The organism is Gordonia malaquae, from assembly GCF_037148075.1.
Classification (GTDB): Bacteria; Actinomycetota; Actinomycetes; order Mycobacteriales; family Mycobacteriaceae; genus Gordonia; species Gordonia malaquae.
Genome location: NZ_JBBCUB010000004.1, coordinates 354,664 through 380,639 on the forward strand (window position 1 = coordinate 354,664; position 25,976 = coordinate 380,639).

General features: G+C 66.1%; 23 protein-coding genes and 1 pseudogene. 13 read left to right on the plus strand and 11 right to left on the minus strand.

Annotated features, from left to right (window positions below; translation table 11 throughout):
* Positions 1-100 precede the first annotated feature (100 nt).
* Complete coding sequence (locus WFK36_RS16115) at positions 101-910, plus strand: tyrosine-protein phosphatase (RefSeq protein WP_336792883.1); 810 nt, start codon at positions 101-103, stop codon at positions 908-910.
* A 33-nt stretch (positions 911-943) separates the two neighbouring features.
* On the opposite strand, the pseudogene WFK36_RS16120 reads toward WFK36_RS16115, so the two are convergent.
* The 4 genes and pseudogenes from WFK36_RS16120 to WFK36_RS16135 all read right to left on the minus strand — a co-directional run bounded on the left by WFK36_RS16120 (position 944) and on the right by WFK36_RS16135 (position 5,362).
* Positions 944-2,454 (minus strand): annotated as a pseudogene (locus WFK36_RS16120) (HNH endonuclease signature motif containing protein).
* Positions 2,455-2,685: 231 nt separating this feature from the next.
* A complete protein-coding gene (locus tag WFK36_RS16125; protein ID WP_008382253.1) occupies positions 2,686-3,600 on the minus strand; it encodes an aminoglycoside phosphotransferase family protein in 915 nt (304 codons plus the stop codon).
* An 18-nt stretch (positions 3,601-3,618) separates the two neighbouring features.
* Positions 3,619-4,029, minus strand: a complete 411-nt coding sequence (locus WFK36_RS16130; RefSeq protein ID WP_008382254.1) for a hypothetical protein — start codon at positions 4,027-4,029, stop codon at positions 3,619-3,621.
* Positions 4,030-4,177: 148 nt separating this feature from the next.
* Positions 4,178-5,362 carry an MFS transporter gene (locus tag WFK36_RS16135; RefSeq protein WP_336792886.1) on the minus strand — a complete coding sequence of 395 codons (1,185 nt, stop codon included), beginning with the start codon at positions 5,360-5,362 and terminating at the stop codon, positions 4,178-4,180.
* A gap of 121 nt (positions 5,363-5,483) precedes the next feature.
* Between WFK36_RS16135 and WFK36_RS16140 the strand changes: the two genes are divergently transcribed.
* The 4 genes from WFK36_RS16140 (at position 5,484) to WFK36_RS16155 (ending at position 9,130) form a co-directional block, all read left to right on the plus strand.
* Entirely contained in the window at positions 5,484-5,930 is a 447-nt protein-coding gene (locus tag WFK36_RS16140; RefSeq protein WP_336792888.1) for a MarR family winged helix-turn-helix transcriptional regulator, read from the plus strand.
* A gap of 10 nt (positions 5,931-5,940) precedes the next feature.
* Entirely contained in the window at positions 5,941-6,480 is a 540-nt protein-coding gene (locus WFK36_RS16145; RefSeq protein WP_336792890.1) for a DinB family protein, read from the plus strand.
* Positions 6,477-7,322, plus strand: a complete 846-nt coding sequence (locus tag WFK36_RS16150) for a patatin-like phospholipase family protein (protein ID WP_336792891.1) — start codon at positions 6,477-6,479, stop codon at positions 7,320-7,322. Before WFK36_RS16145 ends, WFK36_RS16150 begins: the two co-directional genes overlap by 4 nt.
* A gap of 107 nt (positions 7,323-7,429) precedes the next feature.
* Positions 7,430-9,130 carry a fumarate hydratase gene (locus tag WFK36_RS16155; protein ID WP_336792892.1) on the plus strand — a complete coding sequence of 567 codons (1,701 nt, stop codon included), beginning with the start codon at positions 7,430-7,432 and terminating at the stop codon, positions 9,128-9,130.
* 186 nt (positions 9,131-9,316) lie between these two features.
* Here WFK36_RS16155 and WFK36_RS16160 read toward each other — a convergent pair whose 3' ends face one another.
* The gene (locus WFK36_RS16160) at positions 9,317-10,723 is read right to left on the minus strand and encodes a class II fumarate hydratase (RefSeq protein WP_336792893.1); all 1,407 of its coding nucleotides are present in this window, start codon (positions 10,721-10,723) and stop codon (positions 9,317-9,319) included.
* A gap of 252 nt (positions 10,724-10,975) precedes the next feature.
* On the opposite strand from WFK36_RS16160, the gene WFK36_RS16165 reads away from it, so the two are divergent.
* A complete protein-coding gene (locus WFK36_RS16165; RefSeq protein ID WP_336792894.1) occupies positions 10,976-11,512 on the plus strand; it encodes a Uma2 family endonuclease in 537 nt (178 codons plus the stop codon).
* A gap of 18 nt (positions 11,513-11,530) precedes the next feature.
* On the opposite strand, the gene WFK36_RS16170 is transcribed toward WFK36_RS16165, so the two are convergent.
* The 5 genes from WFK36_RS16170 to WFK36_RS16190 are packed head-to-tail and all read right to left on the minus strand — an operon-like array spanning position 11,531 to position 16,298.
* Positions 11,531-12,472, minus strand: a complete 942-nt coding sequence (locus WFK36_RS16170) for a siderophore-interacting protein (protein WP_336792895.1) — start codon at positions 12,470-12,472, stop codon at positions 11,531-11,533.
* Positions 12,462-13,262: an ABC transporter ATP-binding protein gene (locus WFK36_RS16175; RefSeq protein ID WP_336792896.1), complete on the minus strand. Its 801-nt coding sequence runs from the start codon at positions 13,260-13,262 to the stop codon at positions 12,462-12,464. Before WFK36_RS16175 ends, WFK36_RS16170 begins: the two co-directional genes overlap by 11 nt.
* A complete protein-coding gene (locus WFK36_RS16180; RefSeq protein WP_336792898.1) occupies positions 13,259-14,293 on the minus strand; it encodes a FecCD family ABC transporter permease in 1,035 nt (344 codons plus the stop codon). Before WFK36_RS16180 ends, WFK36_RS16175 begins: the two co-directional genes overlap by 4 nt.
* A complete protein-coding gene (locus WFK36_RS16185) occupies positions 14,290-15,294 on the minus strand; it encodes a FecCD family ABC transporter permease (protein ID WP_336792900.1) in 1,005 nt (334 codons plus the stop codon). The genes WFK36_RS16180 and WFK36_RS16185 overlap by 4 nt, the downstream gene beginning before the upstream one ends.
* Entirely contained in the window at positions 15,291-16,298 is a 1,008-nt protein-coding gene (locus WFK36_RS16190) for an iron-siderophore ABC transporter substrate-binding protein (RefSeq protein ID WP_008381036.1), read from the minus strand. Before WFK36_RS16190 ends, WFK36_RS16185 begins: the two co-directional genes overlap by 4 nt.
* A 180-nt stretch (positions 16,299-16,478) precedes the next feature.
* Between WFK36_RS16190 and nagE the strand changes: the two genes are divergently transcribed.
* Positions 16,479-18,533: an N-acetylglucosamine-specific PTS transporter subunit IIBC gene (nagE, locus tag WFK36_RS16195; protein WP_336792901.1), complete on the plus strand. Its 2,055-nt coding sequence runs from the start codon at positions 16,479-16,481 to the stop codon at positions 18,531-18,533.
* Positions 18,534-18,551: 18 nt separating this feature from the next.
* Entirely contained in the window at positions 18,552-19,157 is a 606-nt protein-coding gene (locus WFK36_RS16200; RefSeq protein WP_336792903.1) for a phosphoribosylanthranilate isomerase, read from the plus strand.
* A 23-nt stretch (positions 19,158-19,180) separates the two neighbouring features.
* Here WFK36_RS16200 and WFK36_RS16205 read toward each other — a convergent pair whose 3' ends face one another.
* Complete coding sequence (locus WFK36_RS16205) at positions 19,181-19,732, minus strand: SDR family oxidoreductase (RefSeq protein WP_336792904.1); 552 nt, start codon at positions 19,730-19,732, stop codon at positions 19,181-19,183.
* Positions 19,733-19,809: 77 nt separating this feature from the next.
* Between WFK36_RS16205 and WFK36_RS16210 the strand changes: the two genes are divergently transcribed.
* The 5 genes from WFK36_RS16210 to WFK36_RS16230 are packed head-to-tail and all read left to right on the plus strand — an operon-like array spanning position 19,810 to position 25,959.
* The gene (locus tag WFK36_RS16210; RefSeq protein ID WP_008381029.1) at positions 19,810-20,391 is read left to right on the plus strand and encodes a TetR/AcrR family transcriptional regulator; all 582 of its coding nucleotides are present in this window, start codon (positions 19,810-19,812) and stop codon (positions 20,389-20,391) included.
* Between the two features lie 40 nt (positions 20,392-20,431).
* Complete coding sequence (locus WFK36_RS16215; protein WP_008381027.1) at positions 20,432-21,589, plus strand: acyl-CoA dehydrogenase family protein; 1,158 nt, start codon at positions 20,432-20,434, stop codon at positions 21,587-21,589.
* A gap of 58 nt (positions 21,590-21,647) precedes the next feature.
* The gene (locus WFK36_RS16220) at positions 21,648-23,042 is read left to right on the plus strand and encodes a YibE/F family protein (protein WP_336792905.1); all 1,395 of its coding nucleotides are present in this window, start codon (positions 21,648-21,650) and stop codon (positions 23,040-23,042) included.
* A gap of 38 nt (positions 23,043-23,080) precedes the next feature.
* The gene (locus WFK36_RS16225) at positions 23,081-25,324 is read left to right on the plus strand and encodes an MMPL family transporter (protein ID WP_336792906.1); all 2,244 of its coding nucleotides are present in this window, start codon (positions 23,081-23,083) and stop codon (positions 25,322-25,324) included.
* Positions 25,325-25,326: 2 nt separating this feature from the next.
* Positions 25,327-25,959: a TetR family transcriptional regulator gene (locus WFK36_RS16230; RefSeq protein ID WP_336792907.1), complete on the plus strand. Its 633-nt coding sequence runs from the start codon at positions 25,327-25,329 to the stop codon at positions 25,957-25,959.
* The last annotated feature ends 17 nt before the right edge of the window (positions 25,960-25,976 follow it).

A 25,976-nucleotide genomic window follows, 5' to 3' on the forward strand; every position in this document is an offset into this window, starting at 1 on the left:
CTTGTCGCTCGATCGAAGTTCACGCGATGGAAGCCGACGATTCGTGCCGAACACGACACTGCGCCGTGCGATCGCCACGTCGCGGCGCTAGTCTCCGGCAGTGATCACCTTCCGCTCGCTGCCCCTCCGCGCTGCAACACTGTTCCTCGCAGTCCTCGCCGCCATCGCACTGGTTCCCGGCGTGGCGGGCACCGCGTCGGCCGCCCCTCGACTGGCGAGTGCCTCGAACTTCCGCGACATCGGCGGGTACGAGACGGTGGACGGCAAGACCGTCCGCACCGGGGAGTTGTTCCGCTCCAACAAGTTGAGCAACCTCACCGACGCCGACAAGCAGACACTCGTCGACCTCGGAATCACCCTCGACGTGGACCTCCGCAACGCATCCGAACGCGATGAGGCGCCCGATCAGATGCCCGCAGGCATCCGCTACCAGGTGGCCGACGTCGTCAGCCTGAACAGCGGACTCTGGTTCCACGAATTCGTGCCGATCACACTCGGGCGCGCATTGATCGACGCGTACACGACGAAGTCGTCGAATGTCGGGCAGAGCATCGGCTACCCGTTCATGGTCAGCTTCGTCGGCTCGGACGCGGCTTTCCGTGACCTCGTCAAAGCCGCCGCGACCAACCCCGGCGGCATGGTCTTCCACTGCAGCGCGGGCAAGGACCGCACAGGCTGGGGCACCGCGATCATCCTGAGCATCCTCGGCGTCCCGCGCGCGACCATCGAAGCCGACTTCATGAAGTCGAACACTTACCTCGGCCGCAGCGACGCCGTTGAGCTGTCCTGGCTGAATGCCGCGTTCGATCAAGTGAAGCGTCTCTACGGTTCGATGGACCGCTACGTTCGCAAGGGTCTGAAGATCGACCAGGCGACGATCGACAAGCTCCGCGCGCGCATGCTTGCCTGACATCGGGCATGGCGGTGTCCCCGCCTGACCATGTCAGGCGGGGTCGCGCACCACATCCGTCCCTTCCGGGACCGGTGGTCCCGGTGGTGGACTGGGGAGCCGGCAGCCGAGCCACTTCTCCACGGCCGACCCAGACTCGGTGGTCCGGGCCGCCCGGTCGGGCAGTGCTTTCTCGGGTTGGAGTGCGTGGTTGACCTGCCACGGCTGGTTCGACCCGGTCGGCCGCCACCCGACCCGACCGGCGAACGGACCCACCTCGACGATGGTGCTCTCCCACCCGCCCGGCCGGGTGGACACGATCCGATTGTGGCCGCCGCACGCCCCGCCGAGGTGATCGATGTCGGTCGGCCCACCGTCGGCCCAGTCAGGCATGTGGTGGGCCTGGGTCCGCGACCACGGCACGGTGCAGCCGGGCGCGGTGCACCCACGATCCCGACCGAACAACGCCAACCGCTGCGGCAACGACGCGAAACGCTTCCCCGCCCCAGGTACAGGACCTGCGACGACGCATCGCCGAACACCTCGAGCCACGGCGTGGCATCGGCGGCGATCTCCACCAGGTCCTTCACCGGCATGCGAGTCCCGGTCGCGGTGACCGCCACACCCGAACGAGACTCGAGGTCGCCGAGCGCGGCGGTCACCACCAGATGCGCGGGCAGCCCCGTCGACTCGCCGAGACCACCGGCCTCGAGCAGCACCGTCCACATCGCATCGAGCGCATCATGATTGCGCTGGGCCTGCGTGCGAGTGTCACGCTCACGCGCAGCCGCCAGGGCCGCCGGGTCGACGGTGGTCGCCGCCCCCGACGGCGACTGCGGGTCGTCGGGATTGTTCATCCCGGGCGCGGCCCACAGCACCAGCAACGCCTCGAGCTTGGCTCGCGCGGCCGGAGTCAGCCTGGCGCTGATCGCCGACATCAACCGGCGGTCCTGCGGCGCCAACGTCACACCCCTCGTACGGGCGCGATCGGCATCATCGGTGAGCTCACCATCAGGATCAAGATGGGCCAGGATCCGCTTGCCCGCCGTCCGCGTGCCCTCCGGAGTGAGCGTCCGAGCGACCTCGGCCAGTTGCGCCTCAGCACGCGCTTTGTCCTCGGCCGGGATCGCGGCGGGGATGTTCTCGACCATCGCCACGATCTCGGTGACATGCTCGAGAGACAGGTCCCCGTCGGCGACCGCGGCGGCCGTCGCAGGCAACGGCGAGTCGAGCTTCTCACCGGTGAAGGCGAACATCGGGATCAGCCCGGCGGAGGCATCACGCCTGCGGCGGTTCTCCCCCGCACTCAACCGCAGGTGATGCTGCAGGTAGTGCTGCGGATACGGCGATCCCACATCACGGTGAGCACCCCGCTCAGAGACCTCGACGAACAGCCGGGAATCAACACCGACGTTGCGGCGGTGCGAACGCTCCACATCCTGCACCACACCGAGGAGCTCCCGATTCGACAGCCCGTCGAGGGACACCCGGGCCAGCTTCTCCGCGACCGCGTCCTGCAGGCGGGCGAGGTCGACCGGGTTGTCGGGGAGATCGATGCTGGTCATGGGGTGCCACCTCCTTCGGAGTGCCTGCCGGTGTTGTCGTTATGTCCAGTTTACTCCTGTGTGTGAGAGAACACAATAGTCTAGCTATTGTGTTCGACAGTTGATGCGTGGCAGCATCCCGGCCTTTCGACTCGCAAGCTCGCTCAAGGAGCAAGGGCGGCGTCGCCCAAGGAGCAGAGGGACAGCGGCGTTCAAGGAGCAAGAGCAGGCTCCTGCACGGAGCGGGGAAGGCTAGCGCTGGACGGCTTTGGCCACGGCGATGCAGCGGGTGATCCAGTCGCGCTCGTCGGCGTCGAGGGCGCGGTTCATGCGTTTGGCGTCTTCAACGGCCCAGTGGGCATTGAGGATCATGCGGACGATCACCCAGTCGCGGGCACGGTCGTCGTCGAGTCCGGCAGCTTCGACGAGCGTGTAGAAGCGGCGCTGGATCGACTCGCGCAAGTAGCCGTCCATCTCGTCCCACCGGTTCCACAACATCGGAGCGAGCTCATAGTGCGGGTCGCCCGACATCGGCTGAGGATCGATCACCAGCCACGGCTCACGGTCGGCCGCGAGCACGTTCTCGTAGTGAAGGTCGCCGTGGATGATCCGCCCGACCGACGCCGGATCGTCGACGAACGCCCTGCCGCGGTTGAGGGCGTGGTCTATCAGCCTCCGCGGAACCGGCATCTCCCTGGCGTCGGCTTCAAGCGCGCCGAGCCAGCGGTCGACAAAACCGGTGAGTGGCCGCAGCCGCGGCGGAGCGGGCCGGTGCAGCCTCGAATAGAAGCCCGCGACGATCTCGCACGCCTGCAGGTCCCACTCCTGCGACAGGTCACGTGAATGGAGCTGTTCGAGGAGCATCGCGTGGCGGGCGGGGTCGGCTCGGAACATCGTCACGGCGCCGTCCCCCGCCCAATACGTCAGTGCGAGGTGCTCATGTTCGGTCTCCGGGGACGAGTCGAAGCCGACCTTCAGCATCGCGTCCCCGTCAGAGGTGCTGACCGGAATCACGATCGACGCGAACCCGTTGGTCGGCTCTCCCACCACGGTCAGCCCCCAGTCGGAGACGATCTCGTCGCAGAGCCGCGGGAGCCGGTCGAGCCAGTTCTCCCAGTCGGGCCCGAGACGTCGTTGGGCGTTCAGCTCGTCAGGGATGCGCACCATTCCAGCGTACGGAGACAGTTACTCGACGGCCTTCATACAGCCGCCGAGGCGACCGACGTCGGACGCGGGCACGCCGAACGCGGCACAGTCGATCGAGGTTCCGACGTCGAGTGCCCGCCAGGTTCCATCCGAATAGCGGAACAGCACCCCCGTCGGCTGCGTCCGGCCGTCGGGCATGGTGTGGGCGATCGCCGAGTCACCGGAGCAGTCGACGTGCTCGAACGTGATCGGCCACGCCAGCCGCTCGGAGAGATCCGAATTCTGCACCATCATCACCAGATCGTCCGCTTCCGCGAACGCACACGGCGTCAGCGGCTCGTCGACGGTGGTCTGCTCCGCCGACAGCGGCTCCGCGGAGCATCCGACGACGACGATCGCAGTTCCAGACAGGAGGAAGGCGCCCACGACTCCGGCGATGCTGCGCTTCATCGGTGCGCCCTTTCTCCCGCGCGTCGACCCGGAGTCGAACGCTGACATCAACTACATCGAACACAGCTTGTTCGCTGTGAACAGTCTGTCATTCGACTGGACGACGCGGGCCGGTTGGCCGTTCCCTCGCCGTCGAAGCGGCGAGTAGTCAGGCTGCCACGAGTTCACCGTCGGCCGCGGTTGCCGACTCGCCGCCAGGCAGGCGGGTGGCGACCAGGTAAACAGCCAGCCCGGCCGCGGTGATGATCGCGCCGACCCAGAGCGGCGAGGTGTAGCCGAGCCCTGCGGCCAGGGTGAGGCCGCCGATCCAGGCGCCGAGAGCGTTTCCGACGTTGAACGCCGCGATGTTGGCGCCGGAGGCCAGCGTCGGCGCATCCCCCGCGTAGTTCATGATGCGCATCTGCAGGCCGGGGACGGTAGCGAAGCCGAGGCCGCCCATGAGGACTAGTGCAACGACGGTCGCGATCTGCGAGCCGGCGGTCACTGCAAACGCCGCAAGCACTACTGCGAGAGCGATGAACAGGGCGATCAGCGTGCGGCGCAGATCTCGGTCGGCAGCGCGGCCGCCGAGCAAGTTGCCGACGAAGAGACCGACACCGAAGAGGACGAGCAACCACGGCACTGTCGACGAGTTGAAGCCGCTGACGTCGGTAAGGGTGTAAGCGATGTACGTGAAGGCGCCGAACATGCCTCCGTATCCGAGGACGGTCACGATCATCGACAGCCACACCTGGCGGCTGCGGAAGATGCCGAACTCGGCGAAGACTCCAGCACGCTCACGTGGCGCCGGAGTCGGCTTGACCAACGCCGCGATACCGATGAGCGCGATGACGCCGATGACGGTGATGGCCCAGAAGGTGGACCGCCAGCCTGCGGCCTGACCGAGGAAGGTGCCGAGCGGGACGCCGAGCACGTTGGAGATGGTGAGGCCGGCGAACATGATCGAAATTGCCCCTGCTCGGCGATTCTCTGGAACCAGCTCCGCCGCGACGACGGCGCCGATTCCGAAGAATGCGCCGTGGCACAGTGCGGCGACGATCCGGCCTGCGAGCATCAGTTCATAGGTGGACGCCGTGGCCGACATCAGGTTGCCGACGATGAACAGGACGAGCAGCCCGAGCAACGCCTTCTTGCGGTCGATCCGACCGAGCAGCGCCGTCATCAGAATGCCGCCAACGGCGACGGACAACGCGTAGCCGGAGATCAGATAACCGGCGACGGTCTCGGTGACGGCGAAGTCGGTGGCCACTTCGGGCAGCAGCCCCATGATCACGAACTCCGTGAGACCGATCCCGAATCCGCCGAGGGCGAGGGCGTAGAGCGCTACAGGCATATCAACTCCTTACAATTAGCGGCGTGTGCAATCTTTGCTTACGCAACGAGTTAGATAGTTGCACGCGCTGGTTATCTTCGCAAGGTGCTATGCTGACCGCACTGACGAAAGGCGGCTGACCATGGGAATCGCAGACGACGCGGTCGAGATCCGCGCCCGCGGATGGCGCACCCTCGTGGCACTCCACGCCCTCATCGAGACCAAGCTGGAGCGGTCGCTGCAGTCCGAACACGGACTGTCAGTGGTGGAGTTCACCGTCCTCGACGCACTCAGCCGGCAGGACGGATGGCACATGCGGATGCAGCAGCTCGCTCGTGCGGCAGCGCTGTCGAGCAGTGCGACCACCCGACTGGTGACCCGCCTGGAAGACCGCGGACTTCTGACGCGCATCCTCTGCGCCGACGACCGACGAGGCATCTACACCGAACTGACACCGTCCGGCGTCGCACTTCTCGAAGCCGCACGCCCCACCCACGACCGCACTCTCGAGGAAGCCCTCCAGGAAGCAGGCGCGCAGCCGGAGCTCGCGTCGCTCGTCGACGCGGTGCACTTGAGATCACCGGCCTAAACTGTCGACCATGGCGATCGAACCGGACACCAAGGATTGGACCTGGGTGATGTCGCGCCGATGCACCGACTGCGGGTTCGACCCGTCGACGGTGGACCGAGACGAGGTCGGCGATCGGATCGCGTCGTCCGCCGACGGCTGGGCGAGTATCCTGTCCGGGCCCGACTCGACGCAACGTCCGAACGACTCCACGTGGTCGCCGCTCGAGTACGGCTGTCACATCCGCGATGTGCACCGCATCATGGCCCAGCGTCTCGAACTGATACTGACAACCGAACCCGCCGAGTTCGCGAACTGGGACCAGGACGAGACCGCCGTCGCGGACGGCTACCGGACACAAGACCCGACTGTCGTCGCGGGCGAGATCGCCGACGCAGCGGCCCGGTTCGCAGCCGCCTACGACGCGGTCGCCGACGACCAGTGGGACCGACGGGGCCTCCGCAGCAACGGATCGTCGTTCACAGTGGACACGTTCGCCGTGTACGCCCTCCACGACCTCGAACACCACCGGGTCGACGTCGGCCTCCCGGCTCGATCTCCACGGCCATGACCACCGCTTTTGTCCTTGCAGGCGGTGCCAATCTCGGCGCCACCCAAGTGGGCATGATGCAGGCGCTCCGCGAACGGGGCGTCTCCCCCGACGTCCTGATCGGCACGTCGGCCGGCGCGTTGAACGCGTCGTTCATCTCCGGTCACGGTTTCACGGGAGCGGCACTCGACGATCTCGCCGACGTGTGGCGTTCGCTCAAAGCGTGGGATCTCTTTCCGCCGAGCGTCCGCCAAGTGGTCGGAGCGTTGCGCGGGCAGCGCCCGTCGATGTTCGACGACAGCGGGATGCGCGACCTCGTCGACAAACACCTGACGTTCGATCGACTCGAGGACGCACCGATCGACCTCACCGTCATCGCCACCGACCTGGTCACCGGCGACGAGGTGCCGCTGCGGACCGGACCGGCCGTCGATGCGGTGCTCGCGAGCAGCGCGCTGCCCGGACTTCTGCCGCCAGTTCTGTGGGAGGGCCGCACACTCGTCGACGGCGGTGTCTCCGACAACACCGCTCTGGGACCTGCGATCGACCGGGGAGCGGACATCGTCTACGTCCTCCCCTGCGGTGACCCGTGCACGCTGACCGAGCCGCCGGACAACGTCGCCGAGATCCTCCTCCACACCATGGCCCTGCTCATCCACCGCAGGCTGATCACCGACATCCGCGAATACTCCGACGACGCCGAGCTGATCGTCCTGCCGCCACCGTGCCCGATCACGGTCGGCGCCCTCGATTTCAGTCGGGCCGACGAGCTCATCGTCGAGGCGTACCTGACGGCGGCGTCGTTCCTCGACGTCGACGGAGGCCGTCGCGCCGAGCCCGCAGAGCCTCTCGTCAGTTCGTGAGCATCACTGACCGAAGCGCCGCCGACCAGCACGGATTCACCCCGCAACCAGTGATATAGGGTAGCCTTACTCCTGCCTGGCCGCATGCGATCGATACCATGCGTCCCGTGAGCGAATCTGCATCGGCCCCCGAATTCCTCTACTCGGATCTCCTCCCGGCGAACCAGGACGACACGCCCTATCGTCTGGTGACCACCGAGGGCGTCTCGACGTTCGAGGTGGACGGTCAGAAGTTCCTGAAGGTGGAGCCCGAAGCGATCCAGCGACTCACCTCCGAGGCGATGCACGACATCAGCCATTACCTGCGCCCAGCGCATCTGCGTCAGCTCCGCAAGATCATCGACGACCCGGAAGCGTCGGGCAACGACCGTTTCGTGGCGCTCGATCTGCTGAAGAACGTCAACATCTCAGCAGGCGGCGTCCTCCCGATGTGTCAGGACACCGGCACCGCGATCGTCATGGGCAAGAAGAGCGAAGGCGTCCTCACCGGCGTCGACGACGGCGAGGTGATCAGCCGCGGCGTGTACGACGCCTACACCAAGCTCAACCTGCGCTACTCGCAGCTCGCGCCGATCACGACGTACGACGAGAAGAACACCGGAACCAACCTGCCCGCGCAGATCGAGATCTACGCGACCGAGCAGGGCCCCAAGGGTCCCGAGTACAAGTTCCTGTTCATGGCCAAGGGCGGCGGCTCGGCCAACAAGTCGTTCCTGTTCCAGGAGACCAAGGCGATCCTGAACCCGAAGCGCATGCTCGAGTTCCTCGACGAGAAGATCCGCTCGCTCGGCACCGCCGCGTGCCCGCCGTACCACCTGGCCGTGGTCATCGGCGGAACGTCGGCCGAGTTCGCGCTCAAGACCGCCAAGTACGCCTCCGCTCACTACCTGGACAACCTCCCGACTGAGGGGTCGATGGCAGCGCACGGCTTCCGCGACACCGAGCTGGAGGAAGAAGTCTTCAAGCTCACCCAGTCGTTCGGCATCGGCGCGCAGTTCGGCGGCAAGTACTTCTGCCACGACGTGCGTGTGGTCCGACTCCCCCGCCACGGCGCGTCGTGCCCCGTCGCGATCGCCGTGTCGTGCTCGGCCGACCGTCAGGCCCTCGGCAAGATCACCGCCGACGGCGTGTTCCTCGAACAGCTCGAGACAGATCCTGCCCAGTACATGCCCGATGCGGGCGTCGCCGAGGACATCGCGGGCGGCGAGGTGGTCGACATCGACCTCAACCAGCCGATGGCCGACATCCTCGCCGAGCTGACCAAGCACCCGGTGAAGACCCGTCTGTCCCTGACCGGCCCGCTGGTCGTGGCCCGCGACATCGCGCACGCCAAGATCAAGGACCTCCTCGACTCCGGGCAGCCTATGCCCGAGTACCTCAAGAACCACCCGGTGTACTACGCCGGACCGGCGAAGACCCCCGAGGGCATGGCGTCGGGTTCGTTCGGACCGACCACGGCCGGCCGCATGGACAGTTACGTCGAGCAGTTCCAGGCGGCAGGCGGCTCGATGGTGATGCTCGCCAAGGGCAACCGGTCCAAGCAGGTCACCACCGCGTGCGACGCGCACGGCGGCTTCTACCTCGGCTCCATCGGCGGCCCCGCCGCACGCCTGGCCCTCGACTGCATCAAGAGCCAGGAAGTGATCGAGTACCCCGAGCTCGGCATGGAGGCCGTGTGGAAGATCGAGGTCGAGAGCTTCCCCGCCTTCATCGTCGTCGACGACAAGGGCAACGACTTCTTCACCGATCCCTCGGGCACCGTCAATGTGCCGATCAGCGGCATCCGCGTCCGCTCGAAGGAACGCTGACCCCTCTGATCCTTCACTGCTCCTTGAAGGCGCACTCCCCTGCTCCTTGAGCGAGCACGACTCACTGTTCCTTGAGCGAGCTTGCGAGTCGAAAGGTCTGAACCTCACCGCCTTTCGACTCGCTCCGCTCGCTCAAGGAGCAGTGGGAGAACCCCGTCCAAAGCGCAGTCGAAGCCCGCATGAACGTCAGCGGAGGCGGTCGACGTTCGCCATCTTGAGCACGTCGAGGCGAGCGTCGAGCTCGTCGAGCGACAGCTTGTCGCCGATGAGTCCACGGTCGATCACGGTCTGCCGGATGGTCTTGCCCTCGCGCAGCGCCTCCTTGGCTACAGCGGCGGCCTCTTCGTATCCGATGGCGGAGTTGAGCGGCGTCACGATCGACGGTGACGACTCCGCCAGGGTGCGGAGACGGTCCTCGTGCGCGACGAGCCCGCTGATGCACCGGTCGGCGAACAGCCTCGACACATTGGTGAGCAGGGTGATCGACTCGAGCACGTTACGCGCCATCATCGGGATGTAGACGTTGAGCTCGAAGGCGCCGTTGCCGCCGCCCCACGTGACTGCGGCGTCGTTGCCGATCACCTGAGCAGCCACCTGCGTGACCGCTTCGGGCAACACCGGATTGACCTTGCCGGGCATGATCGAACTGCCGGGCTGCAGATCCGGAAGTGCGATCTCACCAAGGCCGGTGAGTGGACCCGAACCCATCCATCGGACGTCGTTCGCGATCTTCGTCAGCGAGACGGAAACAGTCTTGAGCTGCCCGGACAACTCGACGAGTCCGTCGCGCGCGGCCTGCGCCTCGAAGTTGTCGGTCGCCAGGCTGAGCGCATCGACGCCGGTCAGTGCGATGAGCTGCTCCACCACCTTGGTCCCGAAGCCTTCCGGGGCGTTGAGTCCGGTGCCGACGGCGGTGCCGCCGATCGCGAGCTCACCGACGCGAGGCAGAGTCGCACGCAGACGTTCGACGCCGGCCTCGACCTGCCGGGCGTATCCGCCGAACTCCTGGCCGAGCGTCACCGGAACCGCATCCATGAGGTGCGTGCGCCCGGACTTCACGACCGTCCTCCACTCCGACGACTTGGTCGCCAGCGCGTCGTGGAGCTGCTCCAGCGCCGGAATGAGTTCGCGCACAACGGCTTCAGTCGCGGCGACATGGGTGGCGGTCGGGAACGTGTCGTTTGAGCTCTGGGACATGTTGACGTCGTCATTGGGGTGGACGCTCACGCCGTTCTGCGCGGCGATCGACGCGATCACCTCGTTGGCGTTCATGTTCGAACTGGTGCCTGAGCCCGTCTGGAAGACGTCGATCGGGAACTGGGCGTCGTGCACACCGTCGGCGATCTCGCGGGCGGCGGCGACGATCGCATCCGCCTTCTGCGCATCGAGCAGCCCGAGGTCGTGATTGACCTGTGCTGTCGCCGCCTTCAGCAGTCCGAGCGCACGGATCTGAGTCCGCTCGAGCGGCCGGAAGCTGATCGGGAAGTTCTCGACGGCACGCTGGGTCTGCGCTCTCCAGAGCGCGGCCGCGGGAACCCGCACCTCGCCCATCGTGTCGTGTTCGATTCGGTATTCGATGTCATCAGCAGCCATGCTCTGTCCAACCGCGCCGACGCTCTCGATGTTCCGACCTGTGGACAGCGCTCTGTCGAGAACTGGCGGTCGAGCCTGGTGTCGCGTGGTGAAAGTTCCTAGACGGTTGGTGGTGCTCCGCTGTGCAGCTGGCAAGGCGGAGGAGGGAGGGATACCGGCAGGTATCGCGACCGACGACAACGCTGCCAGGTGTGCAGCGGGGTGCCACCAACCATTAAGGAACGTTCACCACGCGACACTAGACTCGGGCACATGACCCTCGCTTCGCGACACAACGAGTTGATGTCCCTGGAGCAGTGGCGTGCCTTGGGGGAGGACACGTCCGTGCGGTCAGAACTTCAGGAGGGGGTCCTGATCGTGTCGCCGAGTCCAACGCCGAGATATCAACGCGCGATCATGCGGCTCGGGGTGCACCTGCACGGGGCACTGCCCGACAACTATGACGCGATCCCGGAAGTGGACGTCGTCCTTGATGCCGCGTTCCCGCCCACCGTTCGACGACCCGACTTGGTCGTCACGCGGCCAGTATCCGGACCGGTCGTCGCACGCGACGTGGTTGTCATCGTCGAGGTTCTCTCTCCTGGCACTCGACGCGTCGACCTCGTCCTCAAACGTTACGAATACGCCGAGGCAGGGATTCCGAACTACTGGATCGTCGACCTTGAAGGGACTCCACGCTTGGAAGCGCTCACGCTGGTCGACGGCCGCTATGTCGGCGACTGGGTCACCGGCACATACACGTCCGACGTGCCGTTTCCGGTGACCGTCGACCTCGATTCGCTGGTGTGAGCGGTCGGGAAGCGGAGTTCAGCCCTTCATCGCGACGCCGTGGCGCCAGTAGCCCATGAAGGCGACCTGGGAACGGTGGACACCGAGTTCTTTCACGAGGTGCCGACGGATTCCGGTGACGACCTTGCTCTCCCCCGCGATCCAGAAGTAGCGATCGGACGGTTCTGCGACGTCAGCGATCTCCTCGCCCAGTCCGGAGAAGTCCGGCGTCTCCCAGACCAGCGACTCCTCGTCGGGAGCGTCGACCGAATCCGCGGTCGAACCGGTGGTGCTCGCGTCGAGGTGTTCGAGGACGGCGGGACGCAGACGTTCCCCGTGGACCGCACCATCGCGCGGCAGCCAATGGACGGCGACACCTGAGGGTGCGGCGAAGGGCAGGATGTCGGCTTCGGTGGGCACTTCGATGAACGCGTCGCCACGCAGGTCGGACGGTGCGTCTTCGAGGATCCGGGCGATCGCGGGCGCGGCTGTCTCATCACCCGCGAGGAGAACCGATTCGGCGCCACCCGGGGCGTACTCGATTCCGCCGCCGTCGGTGCGTCCGCGGCGCGGACCCATCAGGAGCACCGTGTCGCCGCGCTGCGCACGGGACGCCCACGTCGCCGCCGGACCGGTCAGGCCGGGCTCGAGGTGCAGGACGAAATCCACGACGAGCTTCGTAGTTCCGTTGTCGTCGACCACCACGTCGCGGATCGAGTACGTGCGCATCGAACCGCGCTGGTCCTCGGGGACGTCGAGCCACTGCTGATACCAGTCGTCGCCGCCTGCCAAGTCGGGCAGGACTCCGGACGTGGGCGGGAAGATGATCTTCATCCGCTGGTCGAACGTGTTGCCCGGGGTCGCCATCTGATCGACGTCCGCCCCCGTGAAGGTGATGCGTACGAAGTTCGGCGATACCGGTTCGACGACGTCGACGTCGGCTCGAGCGAGAACGAACGGGCTGGTGGTGTCAGCGGACATGGTGCCTTCCGATCGGCATGACGGCGGGTTTCCCCGAGACGGGGTCGGTGAGGATCTGACTCTTGAGCCCGAAGACGTCGCTGACCAGTTCGGACGTGACGACGTCTTCGGGTGTTCCGTTGGCATGGATCCGGCCGGACTGCATTGCGATCAGCCGATCCGAGTAACGAGCCGCGAGGTTCAGGTCGTGCAGCACCATCACGATCGTGGTGCCACGCGCCTCGCGCAGGTCGGTGAGGAGATCGAGGACCTCCACCTGGTGGGCGACGTCGAGGAATGTCGTGGGCTCGTCGAGCAACAGGATGTCGGTCTCCTGTGCGAGCGCCATCGCGATCCACACGCGCTGGCGCTGTCCACCGGACAGTTCGTCGACCGACCGGTCGGCGAGGTCGGCGATTCCCGTCGCGTCGAGGGCGTCGGCGACGGCCTCGTAGTCGTGAGCCGTCCACCGGGCGAGTGCCCGCTGGTGCGGGTGCCTGCCACGTCCGACCAGGTCGGCGACCGTGATGCCCTCGGGCGCGACGGGACTCTGCGGCAGCAGACCGAGCACCCGAGCGACGTCGCGCGAGCGCTGCGACGAGATGTCCTTGCCGTCCAGAATCACCTGGCCCGACGTCGGGCCGAGCAGTCGTGCGAGTGCCCGCAGCAGCGTCGACTTCCCGCAACCGTTGGCCCCGACGATCGACGTGATCAGGCCGGGCGGCACTTCGAGGTCCAAGGCGTCGACGATCACCCGATCGCCGTACGACAGCCGGATCTTCTCGGCGTGCAATGAGTGGTGAGCGGTCACAGAGTTCCTCCCGACCGGTTGACACGGATGAGCAGGTAGATCAGGAACGGGGCGCCGAGCACACCTGTCACGACGCCGACCGGGTAGCGGTGCGGCAGCGCGAACTGACCGATGAGGTCGGCGGACATCACGAGGATCGCACCGACGAGCCCGGACGGGACGAGCATCGATCCGCCGGCGCGAGTCATCAGTCGCCCGGCGATCGGCCCCGACATGAATGCGACGAACGAGATCGGTCCGGCTCCGGCCGTGGCGAACGCGAGCAGGATCACCGCACCGAGGATGTACAGGAGCCGGGTGCGTTCGACGTGAACGCCGAGCCCCGCGGAGGTGTCGTCGCCGAGCGCGAGGGAGTTCATGTCTCGCGACCGGTAGAGCATCAGAGGCGTGACGACGGCCACGATGACGGCGAGCGGAACGACACGGTCCCATGACGGCTCCCCGAGGCTGCCGGTGAGCCAGCGCAACGCCACCGCGATGTCCCATTCGGACGCGCGCGCCAAGGTGTACGACACGATGCTGGTGAGCATCGAAGCGAGGCCGATGCCGATCAGGATGAGGCGCGTGGCTGCGAAACCGCCGTTCATCGACAGTCCGTAGACGGCCGCCGCGGCTGCGACCGCTCCGATGAACGCCACCATGGACACCGAGGTGCCGGTGAGCCCGAAGACGACGATGCCGACGACTGCCGCCGCCGACGCGCCCCACGAGATGCCGATGATGTCCGGTGAGGCGAGCGGATTGCGGAGCAGAGTCTGGAACGTCACGCCGGCGAAACCGAACGCGAAACCAGACAAGGCAGCGAGGCACGCGCGCGGCAGCCGGAGCTCGCCGACGGTGAACGTCGCGCCGCGCACATGTTCCCCGAACATCACGCGGATTACCGTGTCCAAGGGATAGAACTTCAAGCCCACCATGAGCGACACGAAGAAGAGAACGACGCACAGGGCTGCGAGCACTGCCAGGATCGTGATCCGACGGCGCCCGCGCGACCGACGTCCGGCGAGAACGGACTGGATCGTCGTCGTCATAGTTCACGCACCTTCTGTCGACGGACGATCCAGATGAAGAACGGTGCGCCGATGATCGCCGTGACGACACCGACGTCGACCTCTTCTGGCCGTGCGATCACTCGTCCCACCACGTCGGACAGGACGAGAAGCGATGCGCCGACGAGAGCGGTGAACGGCAGCAGCCACCGATGATCGGTGCCGATGATCGCACGGCACGCGTGCGGCACCAGCAGACCCACGAAGCCGATCGGCCCCGCGATCGCGGTCGCCGCGCCCGCAAGGACAACGGCGGCGACGCCCGTGAGCAGTCGAGTGCGAGCGACGTTCTCACCGAGCCCGGTCGCCACATCGTCACCGAGGGCGAGCGAGTTCATGCCTCGCGCACACGCGAACGTGATGATCACTCCGACACCCAGCACCGGGGCGAGAGCAGCTATGCGGTCCCACTCGGCACCGCCGACACCGCCGACCTGCCAGCGCTGGAACTTCGACATCACGTCCACACGCGGGAGCAGCACGGCGCTGATCAAGCAGGTGATCGCAGCGGCCGTCGCCGCACCGGACAGTGCGAGCTTCAGCGGCGTCGGACCGCCACGACCCATCGAGCCGACCGCGTACACGAACAGCGCGGTCAGGGCCGCACCGACGATCGCGGCGCCGATGAACGAGTACGGGTCGGTGAGTCCGAAGAAGACCAACCCGACCACCACTGCGAGCGACGCGCCACCGGAGATCCCGAGAATCGCCGGGTCGGCGACCGGGTTACGAGTCACCGCTTGCATTCCGGCGCCCGACAGCGCGAGCGCCGCGCCGACCAGGATCGCCAGTACAGTCCGCGGCACTCGCTTGACGATCGCCGCCTCGCCGAACGAGTCGGCGGACCCGAACAGCGCATTGCCGATCTCGTCGAGCGACACCTCTCGGTTGCCGAACGCGATCGACACGCAGAACAGGACCGCCAGGACGGCGAGCGCTATAAGCAGGAACGCGATCCGCCCGGTCACCCGGGTGCGTGTCACTTGAGTGACGCCGCCATCAGATCGAAGTACTTCGCGGCGCCCCACGGAATCGACAGCGGCGAGGGGTTCGACGCTGCGGCCAACGGGGTGGAGTCCTGCAGGATTGCGACATGACCGGCCTTGATCGCCGGGATCTTGCCGAGCAGCGGGTCGGCCTGCAGCCGAGCGAGGGTGCTGTCGTCACCGTAGGTGATGATCAGACCGACGTCGTTGAACTGGTCGGCCTGCTCAGCGCTGACGTCGACGTAGAACTTGTCGGTCTCCGACGACGAACGCTCGACAACCGACGGAACCGGCAGGCCTGCAGTCTTCAGGAACTCGGCGCGCGGATCGTTCAGCGTGTAGTAGCCGATCTTGCTCAGGTCAGTCGGCTCCAGGTACGCGAACATCGTCTTGGTCGTCTTCAGCTGGGGATGCGCAGAGACGGCAGCGTTCACCTGTGCGGTGAGGTCCGCGATCAGCTTCTGGCCGTCGCCCTCACGACCCATCGCCTTCGAGTTGAGCGCGATTGTCTCCTCCCACGTGGTGCCCCACGGGATCTTCGGGTAGGCGACGACCGGCGCGATCTTGCTGAGCTTGTCGTACTGGTCTTTGGTGATTCCGGAGTACGCGGCGAGGATCACGTCCGGTTCGGTCGCTGCGACAGCCTCGAAGTCGGGACCATCTGTCTCGTCGTACATCGTCGGAGTCTCAGCACCGAGTTCTTTGAGCTTGTCTTCAACCCACGGCAGAACGCCGTTGTTGTTGTCGTCTCCCCAGGTGGCCTTCGCCATGCCGACGGGAACCACACCGAGCGCCAGGGGAACCTCCTGGTTCGACCAGCCGACGGTCGCGATGCGGTCTGCCGACTCGATTGTCGTCGAGCCGAGAGCGTGGGAGACGGTGATCGGGAAGCCTTCACCGGACGGTCCGGCAGTCGTGTCGTCGGACGACGAGGAACAAGCGGTGACAGTCACCGCGAGCGCAGCTGCGGTGAGCAGCGCCAAGAGTCGGGTCTTGCGCATGATCGGGGGCCTTTCACAGATGGAGAGCCATACATAATCTTGGGTAGCCTGCCCTAACATATCAGCCGACCGGACGGTCCCCACAGAACGCCGCCACGGAACTCCTCACCCGCTGTAATGTCTAGCCGGGCACACACCAAGTGTTCACTACGTCACAGGTGAGGAACGGGCGAGATCCGCATGATGAAATTCCTTCAGAACCTCGGCAAATCGATCATGCTGCCAGTTGCAGTACTGCCGGTTGCCGCGATCCTTGTCGGTATATCCAACTGGATAATCGGCGCGAACGACGGGCAGGCGAACGTCGTCACGTCGTTCCTGCAGACGGCCGGGTTGGCGATCATCGCCAACATGCCGATTCTGTTCGCCGTCGGTGTGTCCATCGGCATGGCGAAGAAGTCGGACGGCACGTCCGCGCTCGCCGGCCTGGTGTCATGGCTGATCATCACCAGCCTGCTCGCCCCTACCTCGGTGATGACCCTGTTGAACTCGGGATTCGCGAACTCCGAACTCAACCCCGATTCGAAGCTCGGCGCAGGCCAGCAGGTGGCCGAAGTCGGCGGGAAGCTGGTCCTGCAGTCCCCCGACGTCAACGCGGCGTTTGCGCCCGGGTCATTCCAGAACGCGTTCATCGGCATCCTCTGCGGCGTGATCGGCGCGCTCTGCTACAACCGCTTCAAGGACACCAAACTCCCCGACGCATTGTCGTTCTTCTCGGGCCGCCGCTCGGTCGCGATCGTCACCGCGGGCGTCTCCCTGATCGTCGGACTGATCCTGCTGTTCGTCTGGCCGTTCGTGTACACCGGCCTGGTCAACTTCGGCGAGTGGATCGTTGGACTCGGCGCGTTCGGCTCGGGCATCTACGGCTTCTTCAACCGACTGCTCATCCCGTTCGGCCTTCACCACGCCCTGAACTCGGTGTTCTGGTTCGACGTCGCGGGCATCAACGATCTGTCGAACTTCGCGGCGGGCGACAAGGGCGAGGGCGTCTTCGGCGTCACCGGCCAGTACATGACCGGCTTCTTCCCGATCATGATGTTCGGTCTGCCCGGCGCCGCACTCGCCATGTACGTGACGGCGAAGACCAAGCGCAAGAAGATCGCCTACGGCATCCTGCTGTCGGGTGCGGTGGCGTCGTTCTTCGTCGGCGTGACCGAACCGCTCGAGTTCGCATTCATGTTCCTCGCACCGTTCCTGTTCCTGATCCACGCGGTGTTCATGGGCATCTCGATGGCGATCAGCCAGCTGTTGCCGGTCCGCATGGGCTTCGGCTTCTCGGGCGGCTTCGTCGACCTGGTGCTCAACTGGACCAACCCCATGGCCGAGAACCCGTGGATCATCCTGATCATGGGCCCGATCTGGTTCCTGATCTACTTCTTCGTCTTCCGCTGGGTGATCCTGAAGTTCCAGCTCAAGACCCCCGGTCGTGAAGACGACGACGAGGTGGAGGGCGAGGACGGCGACTCGTCCGCAGGATTCGTCGGCACTGCGGCCAAGTTCATCGACGCGCTCGGCGGCAAGGCCAACATCACCGAGCTCGACAACTGCGCGACCCGCCTCCGGATGGAGATCGCCGACACCTCGGTCATCGACGAACCAGCGCTCAAGCGCGCCGGCGCGGCTGGAACCATCAAGCCCGGCGGCAACTCCGTCCAGGTGATCTACGGCCTCAACGTCCAGTTCGTGAAGGACGCGATGGAGAAGATCATGGCCGGTCAGATCGACGCTCCGGACGCCGCGGACGTCCCTGACGCCGTTCCGGACGCGACTGTCGACTCCGGCCCGGTCGCCACCCTCGAGAAGACCGCGACCGTCACCCTGAAGCGTCCGCTGCAGGGCTACGCGATCGCACTGTCGGAGGTCCCGGACAAGACGTTCTCATCGGGCATGATGGGCCCGGGCGCGGCGATCGTCCCGACGTCGGGAGAGGTCACCGCCCCCGCGGACGCCACCGTCGTCACGGTCTTCCCGACCGGACACGCCATCGGCCTCAAACTGACCGACGGCACCGAAGTCCTCATCCACGTCGGCCTGGACACCGTGAAGATGAAGGGCGACGGCTTCGAGCCGCTCGTCAAGGCAGGCGACACCGTCACCGAGGGCCAGGCGCTGCTCAATGTCGATCTCGCGAAGATCGAAGCCGCCGGTTACCCGACGGTGACGCCCGTCGTGGTGATGAACGAGACGCCCGTCGTGGTGATGAACGACAAGTCGGCGGTTGTCGAACTCCTCTGATCCACTACCGTTGACCTCATGTACGTGAAGGTCTGCGGACTCACCGATCCCGACACCGTCGACGTCGCCGTCGAGGCCGGCGCCGACGCTGTCGGAGTGGTGATGAACCGGACGAGTTCGCGTGCCGTGGACGCAGAGACTGCCCGCTCGATCGTCGATCGAGCGGGCAGTCTGCTGGACACGGTGCTCGTGGTCAACGACATGCCCGCGGCCGACGCCGCACGCATCGCTTCCGACCTCGGGTTCACCGTCCTGCAGTTGCACGGCGCCTACACCCGGGCCGATTTCGACGCCGCCGCCGCGATCTTTCCTCGCCTCTGGCGGGCGACGTCGCTCGCCGACGACCCGCCGTTGGAGGTCGGGGCGTACGGCGAGGATGCTCTGCTGCTGGACGCACCGAAGCCGGGCTCGGGCGAGACCTGGGACCTGACTGTTCTCACCGACCGCGCAGTGTCCGGAACCTGGCTCCTCGCCGGCGGGTTGACCGCCGACAACGTCGCCGCCGCGATCAAGCGGTCTCACCCGTGGGGAGTCGACACCTCGAGCGGCGTCGAGGCCTCGCCCGGCGTCAAAGACCACGCCAAGGTCCGCGCTTTCATCGCCGCGGCGAAGGCCGCTTCGTAAGATCCGGCCCGCTTCGAGTCCGCTTAGGGCGCGACGAGTGCTGCCACGTCGTCGGCGACCGACCGTCCGTCAATCGGCCGAATCGTGTGCGCGCTCACACCCGAGTCGCGGTGCGCGTCGTCGAGCCAGCGGGTGAAGGCGCCCACGGCCCCGGCGGCGACCTCGGCCGGCAGGTCGCCCGCGGGCGGGACCACGACAAGAAGCCCGTCGCTGCCGTCGGCCGCCCATCGAGGCGCCAGGTCACGAGCCGCACGAACGTGCGCCATCACGGCGTCCGCCCACATGTCGCTCCACGCGTCGTCGGACGTCTCAAGTCCCTGACCTGCGGCGGATCCGGAGGTCCCGATCCACACGTCGACCCCACCGAGCCACTCCACTGCGATGTCGACGAGGTCGGCGTCGCCCGGCGCCGCGATGGCCCCGATGTGGTGCGCGAGTTCGTGGAGAGCCACCGGATCGAGGTCGTTGATGAGCACGCGGTGCCCGTCTGCGGCCATCCGCGTCGCAATGTCTCGGCCGATCTCCGATGCCGCTCCGGTGACGACGATCCGTCGCTCACCGCTGTCTGCAGTCATGTCTTTCATCCCTTCTGAGGTATCATCTTCTAGAAATAAGCGATCGCTTATTTCCACTGTGCCAGAAGGGAGCGGATATGTCATCCAAATCTGACCTGACGCGTCAGCGCCTCCTCGACGGCGCGATGGCATCGTTCGCCGACCACGGCTTCCACGGCACGAGCACCCGACACATCGCGGCGGCCGCGGGCATGAGTCCGGCCGCGGTGTACGTGCACTACTCCTCCAAGGAGGAACTGCTCTACGAGATCAGCCGAAAGGGCCACCGCGAACTCCTCGAGATCGTGCAGGCCGCGGCCGCTCTCGACGCCGATGCGACGACACGACTGCGGACCCTGGTCCGGGATTTCATCGTCTACCACGCGCAGAACCACGCGAGCTCACGCGTCGTGAACTACGAGTTCACCCGTCTCGAACCCGACCATCTCGCCGAGATCGTCGAGATGCGCGTCGGCATCGACGTCGCCATCACAGCGGTCCTCGACGCGGGCGTCGCCGAAGGCGCGTTCACCATCGGCGACATTCCCATGACCACCACCGCGGTCGCCTCCCTGGCCGTCGACGTGTCGCGGTGGTTCCGCGACGGTCGATCCTGGAGCCCGCAAGCGGTCGGCGACTACTTCGCCGACCTCTCCCTGCGCATGGTGGGCGCAGCCTGACCCGACATCAGTTCCAGTCGACACAATGAAGGAGGCGGCGATGCGCCGCGAGATCTACAACGAAGACCACGAAGCGTTCCGCGAGACCGTTCGCGCTTTCATCGAGACCCAGATCGTGCCCGTGTACGACGAGTGGCTCGAGAACGGCATCGTCCCGCGCGACTTCTACCTCAAGGTGGGCGAGCTCGGCCTCTTCGGCATCGAGGTCCCGGAGGAGTACGGCGGCGCAGGCATCGACTCGTACAAGTTCGAGGCCGTCGTCACCGAGGAGATGGCGCGCGCGGGCGTCAGCCTCGGCGGCAGTGCAGCACACATCCCGCTGTGCCTCCCCTACCTGCTCAAGCACGCGAACGAGGAGCAGAAGCAGCGTTGGCTCCCCGGCATGGCGTCCGGTGAGACGATGTTCGCCATCGCCATGACCGAGCCGGGCACCGGTTCGGACCTCGCAGGCATGCGCACCACCGCCAAGCTCACCGACGACGGCACCCACTACGTCCTCAACGGCGCGAAGACCTTCATCACCGGCGGCGTCAACGCCGATCGCGTGATCGTGTGTGCCCGCACCTCGGCGCCGAGCGAGTCGGACCGCCGCTTCGGCATCACCCTGCTCGTGGTCGACACCAAGACCAAGGGCTTCGAGATCGGCCGCAAGCTCGACAAGCTGGGCCTGCGCACCTCGGACACCGCCGAACTCGCCTTCACAGACGTGCTCGTTCCGGTCGAGGACCTCCTCGGCGAGGAGAACCAGGGCTTCTACTACCTGGGACAGCACCTCCCCCGCGAGCGCCTCTCGATCGCCGTCGGCGCGTACGCACAGGCAGTGGCAGCGATCCGTTTCGCGAAGGACTACACACTCGAGCGCAACGTGTTCGGCAAGCCGGTCGCGGCGTTCCAGAACACCAAGTTCGAGCTCGCCGCATGCCAGGCGCAGGCGGACGCGATGGAGGCTGTCGTCGACCGCGCTCTCGAGGCGTACGACCGCAAGGAGCTGTCTGCAGCAGACGCCGCGTCGGCCAAGCTGTTCTGCACCGAGGCCGCCGCCGACATCATCGACCGTTGCCTCCAGCTGCACGGCGGCTACGGCTACATGAACGAGTACCCGATCGCGCGCCTGTACGCGGACAACCGCGTCAACCGCATCTACGGCGGAACGAGCGAGGTCATGCGCTCGATCATCGCCAAGAACATGGGCCTGTAACCACAGGTCACCAGCCTGAGAGAGCGGCGCAGACCGCTTTCGGGCAGACTTGGAGGGCGTGAGCCACCGACTACCGGACCCAGATCCGCAGCCGGAGGTCTCACGCCCTCCTCATGCGCCCGTCGACCACGGTCATCATCACCATCATTCGCACGGCGGAGACATCCCCGGCACCCTCACACGGTTCGCCAAACCCGCCGTCATCGTGGTCCTCGCCGCAGCGGCCGTGTTCGTGGCCGTCGGAGTGTTCTTGACGTGGCCGTCGAACGCCGCTCATCCGATACCGATGCAGTACAAATCGTCGGACGGCGGAGCACTCCAGGTGTACGAGGCCACCGTCGTCGCGACAACCCGCACCGACTGCTCGATGATCGACGCCGGTGTCCCGACGGCCGACTTCCCGCAGATCCCGACCACGGGAGGTCCGTGCATCGCGACCGTGCTGGCATTGAAATCGGGTCCAGACGAAGGCCGGTACACGGTCTTGTCGATCCCGACGAACAAGGCCCAGTCCGGCACCGGCCCCGACTCCGCGGACATGTCCGTCGGCGCGCCCGACGACCCGCAGCCCGGTCAGCCCCGCCTCGTCGTCGACGACTCGATCAAGGTCAGCGCGATGCCCGACCAGAGCGCCGAGTCGTCGACGGCTTCGCTGCGCTACGCGTTCTACGACTTCGCTCGCGGCACCCCGCTGATCTTCTGGGCGATCGCCTTCGTCCTCGCAGTCGTGGTGGTGGCCACCTGGCGCGGCCTGCGCGCAATCCTCGGCTTGGCCATCGCCTTCGCGGTTCTCGGCTTCTTCACCCTGCCGTCGATCTTGGACGGCAACGACGTGGTGATCGTCGCGATCGTGTCCGCCGCGGCCATCCTGTTCGCCGTGCTCTATCTCGCTCACGGCGTCAACCTGCGGACCAGTGCGGCACTAGTCGGAACTCTGTTGTCGCTGGTGGTCGCGGGCCTGCTGAGCAATGCCGCGATCTCGACCCTGTCGCTCACCGGACTGTCGGCGTCGTCGACGACGAGTCTGCAGATGTACCAGGGCACAATCTCCCTCCAAGGCCTTCTGCTCGCGGGCTTTGTGATCGGCACCCTGGGTGTGCTGAACGACGTGACGATCACCCAGGCATCGGCCACCTTCGAGTTGGCGGCGATGCCGAATCAGACGCGGCTGGGCGCATTCCGTGCAGCGATGCGCGTCGGCCGCGACCACATCGCGAGCACCGTGTACACGCTGGTGTTCGCCTATGCGGGCAGCGCACTCCCCCTGCTCCTGCTGTTCTCCGTGGCGGGACAACCGGTGTCGTCGCTGCTGAGCTCGGAGGAGGTCGCCATCGAACTCGCACGGGCATTCGTCGGCGGCATCGCCCTCGCCCTGTCGGTGCCGTTGACCACCGCGGTCGCCGCGGCCTTGGTGGTCCCGGGCGGCAAGGCGACGGACGTCACGTCCGCCTGAGGTTGCGGCGAAACTGTTACTGACTAACAATCGTTAGCATGTCATCGATTCTCTTCCGCCTCGGGCGGTTCTCCTTCCGGCACAAGTGGTGGGTGATCGTCGCGTGGATCGCCGCGCTCGTGATCACCGGATCGCTCGTCAACGCCATGCAGCCGAAGTTCTCCAAGGACTTCGAATTGCCCGGCACCGACGGCGGCACCGCCATGACGCAGTTGGAGGAGTACTTCCCCGCTGCCAACAAGGCGCAGTCCCAGGCGTCGACGACGGTCGTGATCGGCGCCGAGGACGGCCTCGCCGCCCACACCGCCGAGATCGACAAGCTCGTCACCGGCCTGCAGGGACTCCCCAAGGCCACCAAGGACGCCATCGTCAACCCGGTGACCGCCGCAGCCGCGGCCCCGCAGATGGCGTCGGCGGTTCTCGGTGACGAGGGCCGCGTCGGCCTGATCACCGTCCCGCAGGCCATCGACCTGATGGACGTCAAACTCGAATCGAAGACAGAACTCCTCGACGTCCTCGAGAAACACCGGGTGAACGGCCTGCAGGTCGAGGCCACCGGCGGCGTCATGAGCGCACAGGAACAGGGTGGGGCGGCCGAGATGATCGGCTTCGCCATCGCCTTCGTCATCATGATCGTCGCATTCGGCGCGCTGATCGCCGCGTTCATTCCGCTCGTCACCGGCATCGTCGGGGTCGGCCTCACGATGATGCTGGTGACCCTGTCGGCTGAATGGATCTCGGTGAATCAGTCCGCGACCGGCATCATCACGATGCTCGGCATCGCAGTCTCCATCGACTACGCACTGTTCATCGTGTCCCGCTACCGGTCAGAGATCAATCGCGGCGGCTCTCGTGAAGACGCTGCAGGCAGAGCAGTCGGCACCGCAGGCACCGCCGTCGTCTTCGCCGGCTTGACGGTCGTCATCGCAGTCGCTGCGCTCATGGTGATCGGCTTGCCGTTCATCACCCAGATGGGTCTCGGCGCCGCCCTCGCGATCATCGTCGCCGTTCTGGCCGCCCTGACGTTCATCCCGGCCCTGCTCGGAGCCTTCGGTCGCTTCGCGTTCAGTCCGCGCATCCCGTGGCTGCGTCACGGCGACGCCGACGAATCGACCGAGACGTTCGGCGTCAAGTTCGGTTCGATGGTGGTCAAGCGTCCCGTCGTGTTCATCGTCGCCGGCCTCGCGATCCTGATCGCCGCCGCCCTGCCCATCAAGGGCATGCAGATCGGCATGGACACCACCACCGACGACGAGGTGGCCGCTCAGGAACTCGTCGCCAAGGGCTTCGGCGAAGGCGTCGCCGGACCGCTCGTGGCTGTCATGCACACCGACAACGGCACCATCGACGATGCGGCGAACGCCGCCGTCACCCAGATCGCGAAGCTGCCCGGCGTCGCATCGCCGGACGCCCTGATGTGGATGGGCAACGGCACCACCGATCCGAAGAACCCGAATGTCGGCGCGAACTCGGCGATCATCCAGATCGTTCCGAAGACCGCACCGTCGGCCCCGGAGACCCACGACCTCGTGGAGGACATCCGCGGCATCGCCGGTGACATCGAGAAGCAGGGCGCGTCGATCCACGTCGGCGGTCAGACGGCCATCATGTCCGACCTGTCGGCCAAGCTCGACAAGGCCCTCATCCCGTACCTCGTGGTGGTGGTCGGACTCGCGTTCCTGATCATGATCGGCGTGTTCCGTTCCCTGTGGGTCCCGTTGATCGGCACCGTCGGCTTCCTCTTCTCGGTGCTCGCCACCTTCGGCATCACCACGTGGATCTTCACCGACGGCGCTCTCGGCATGATCGATCACACCAAGCCGATCATCGCGTTCCTGCCGATCTTCCTGATCGGTGTGGTCTTCGGTCTCGCTATGGACTACCAGGTGTTCCTGGTGACCCGCATGCGTGAGGAGTACATGCACGGGATGTCCGCGAAGGAGGCCATCGTCGCCGGTTACCGTCACGGTTCCCGCGTCGTCACCTCGGCCGCGATCATCATGATCAGCGTGTTCGCCGCATTCATGCTGGCACCGGACACCACCGCGAAGATGATGGGCTTCGCCCTCGCGATCGCAGTGTTCTTCGACGCCTTCATCATCCGCATGATCGTCGTCCCGGCTGTGATCTCCCTCCTCGGCGACCGTGCATGGGGTCTGCCGAAGTGGCTCGACAAGCTTGTCGTCGACTTCGACATCGAAGGCAGCAAGGTGCGCGATCGTGGCATCGACGAGACCACCGAGACGCTGGTGGCCGACGCAGAGGCGCTCGAGGCGAAGTAGCCATGTCGACCGAGAGCTCCACCCAGACCGCGGCCCCGGGGACTCCCCCGGGGCCGCGGCCCGGTCTGCGGGAACGCAACAAAGCACGCACCCGGAACGCGATCCGCACCGCCGCGATGGACCTGTTCGAACGACACGGATACACCGCGACCACGGTGGCCCAGATCGCCGACGCGGCGGACGTCTCGCACACCACCTTCTTCCGCTACTTCCAGAGCAAAGAACAGGTGGTCCTCAAGGACGACTTGGACGACGAGCGCCGGACGGCGATGTTCTCCGGGATCGAGCCGGGTCTAAGTCGCTTCGACCTCCTTCGGCGCATGGTGTCGGACATGTTCGCGATCGCCGCGGAGGACGAATGGGCGTCGAACATGGCTCGCTATCGTCTGATCCAAACGGAGCCGACACTGTTCGCAGCGCATCAGACCGAGTCGGACGCCGTCATCTCCGAGACGACTGGTTTCATCGCCGAGTATCTCGGTGTCCGCCCAGACGACCTTCGACTGCGGGTTTTCATCGCCGCAGTGACAGGCGTCCTCTTCCATGTCGTCGACAACAGCGGCAACGGCGAGATCCCGACGCTCGAGGAGTGCATCGAGGCGATCGACCTGCTCGAGGCGGGCCTGCCGGTCTGATCCGATTAGTCTGTTCC

Coding starts and splice junctions, on each gene's coding strand:
- WFK36_RS16130 (WP_008382254.1), bottom strand. CDS start 4,029: ATGAAGCGCAGCATCGCCGGAGTCGTGGGCGCCTTCCTCCTGTCTGGA.
- WFK36_RS16145 (WP_336792890.1), top strand. CDS start 5,941: ATGGCGATCGAACCGGACACCAAGGATTGGACCTGGGTGATGTCGCGC.
- WFK36_RS16205 (WP_336792904.1), bottom strand. CDS start 19,732: ATGACTGCAGACAGCGGTGAGCGACGGATCGTCGTCACCGGAGCGGCA.
- WFK36_RS16150 (WP_336792891.1), top strand. CDS start 6,477: ATGACCACCGCTTTTGTCCTTGCAGGCGGTGCCAATCTCGGCGCCACC.
- WFK36_RS16190 (WP_008381036.1), bottom strand. CDS start 16,298: ATGCGCAAGACCCGACTCTTGGCGCTGCTCACCGCAGCTGCGCTCGCG.
- WFK36_RS16135 (WP_336792886.1), bottom strand. CDS start 5,362: ATGCCTGTAGCGCTCTACGCCCTCGCCCTCGGCGGATTCGGGATCGGT.
- WFK36_RS16180 (WP_336792898.1), bottom strand. CDS start 14,293: ATGACGACGACGATCCAGTCCGTTCTCGCCGGACGTCGGTCGCGCGGG.
- WFK36_RS16140 (WP_336792888.1), top strand. CDS start 5,484: ATGGGAATCGCAGACGACGCGGTCGAGATCCGCGCCCGCGGATGGCGC.
- WFK36_RS16230 (WP_336792907.1), top strand. CDS start 25,327: ATGTCGACCGAGAGCTCCACCCAGACCGCGGCCCCGGGGACTCCCCCG.
- WFK36_RS16160 (WP_336792893.1), bottom strand. CDS start 10,723: ATGGCTGCTGATGACATCGAATACCGAATCGAACACGACACGATGGGC.
- WFK36_RS16165 (WP_336792894.1), top strand. CDS start 10,976: ATGACCCTCGCTTCGCGACACAACGAGTTGATGTCCCTGGAGCAGTGG.
- nagE (WP_336792901.1), top strand. CDS start 16,479: ATGATGAAATTCCTTCAGAACCTCGGCAAATCGATCATGCTGCCAGTT.
- WFK36_RS16225 (WP_336792906.1), top strand. CDS start 23,081: ATGTCATCGATTCTCTTCCGCCTCGGGCGGTTCTCCTTCCGGCACAAG.
- WFK36_RS16170 (WP_336792895.1), bottom strand. CDS start 12,472: ATGTCCGCTGACACCACCAGCCCGTTCGTTCTCGCTCGAGCCGACGTC.
- WFK36_RS16215 (WP_008381027.1), top strand. CDS start 20,432: ATGCGCCGCGAGATCTACAACGAAGACCACGAAGCGTTCCGCGAGACC.
- WFK36_RS16200 (WP_336792903.1), top strand. CDS start 18,552: ATGTACGTGAAGGTCTGCGGACTCACCGATCCCGACACCGTCGACGTC.
- WFK36_RS16125 (WP_008382253.1), bottom strand. CDS start 3,600: ATGGTGCGCATCCCTGACGAGCTGAACGCCCAACGACGTCTCGGGCCC.
- WFK36_RS16210 (WP_008381029.1), top strand. CDS start 19,810: ATGTCATCCAAATCTGACCTGACGCGTCAGCGCCTCCTCGACGGCGCG.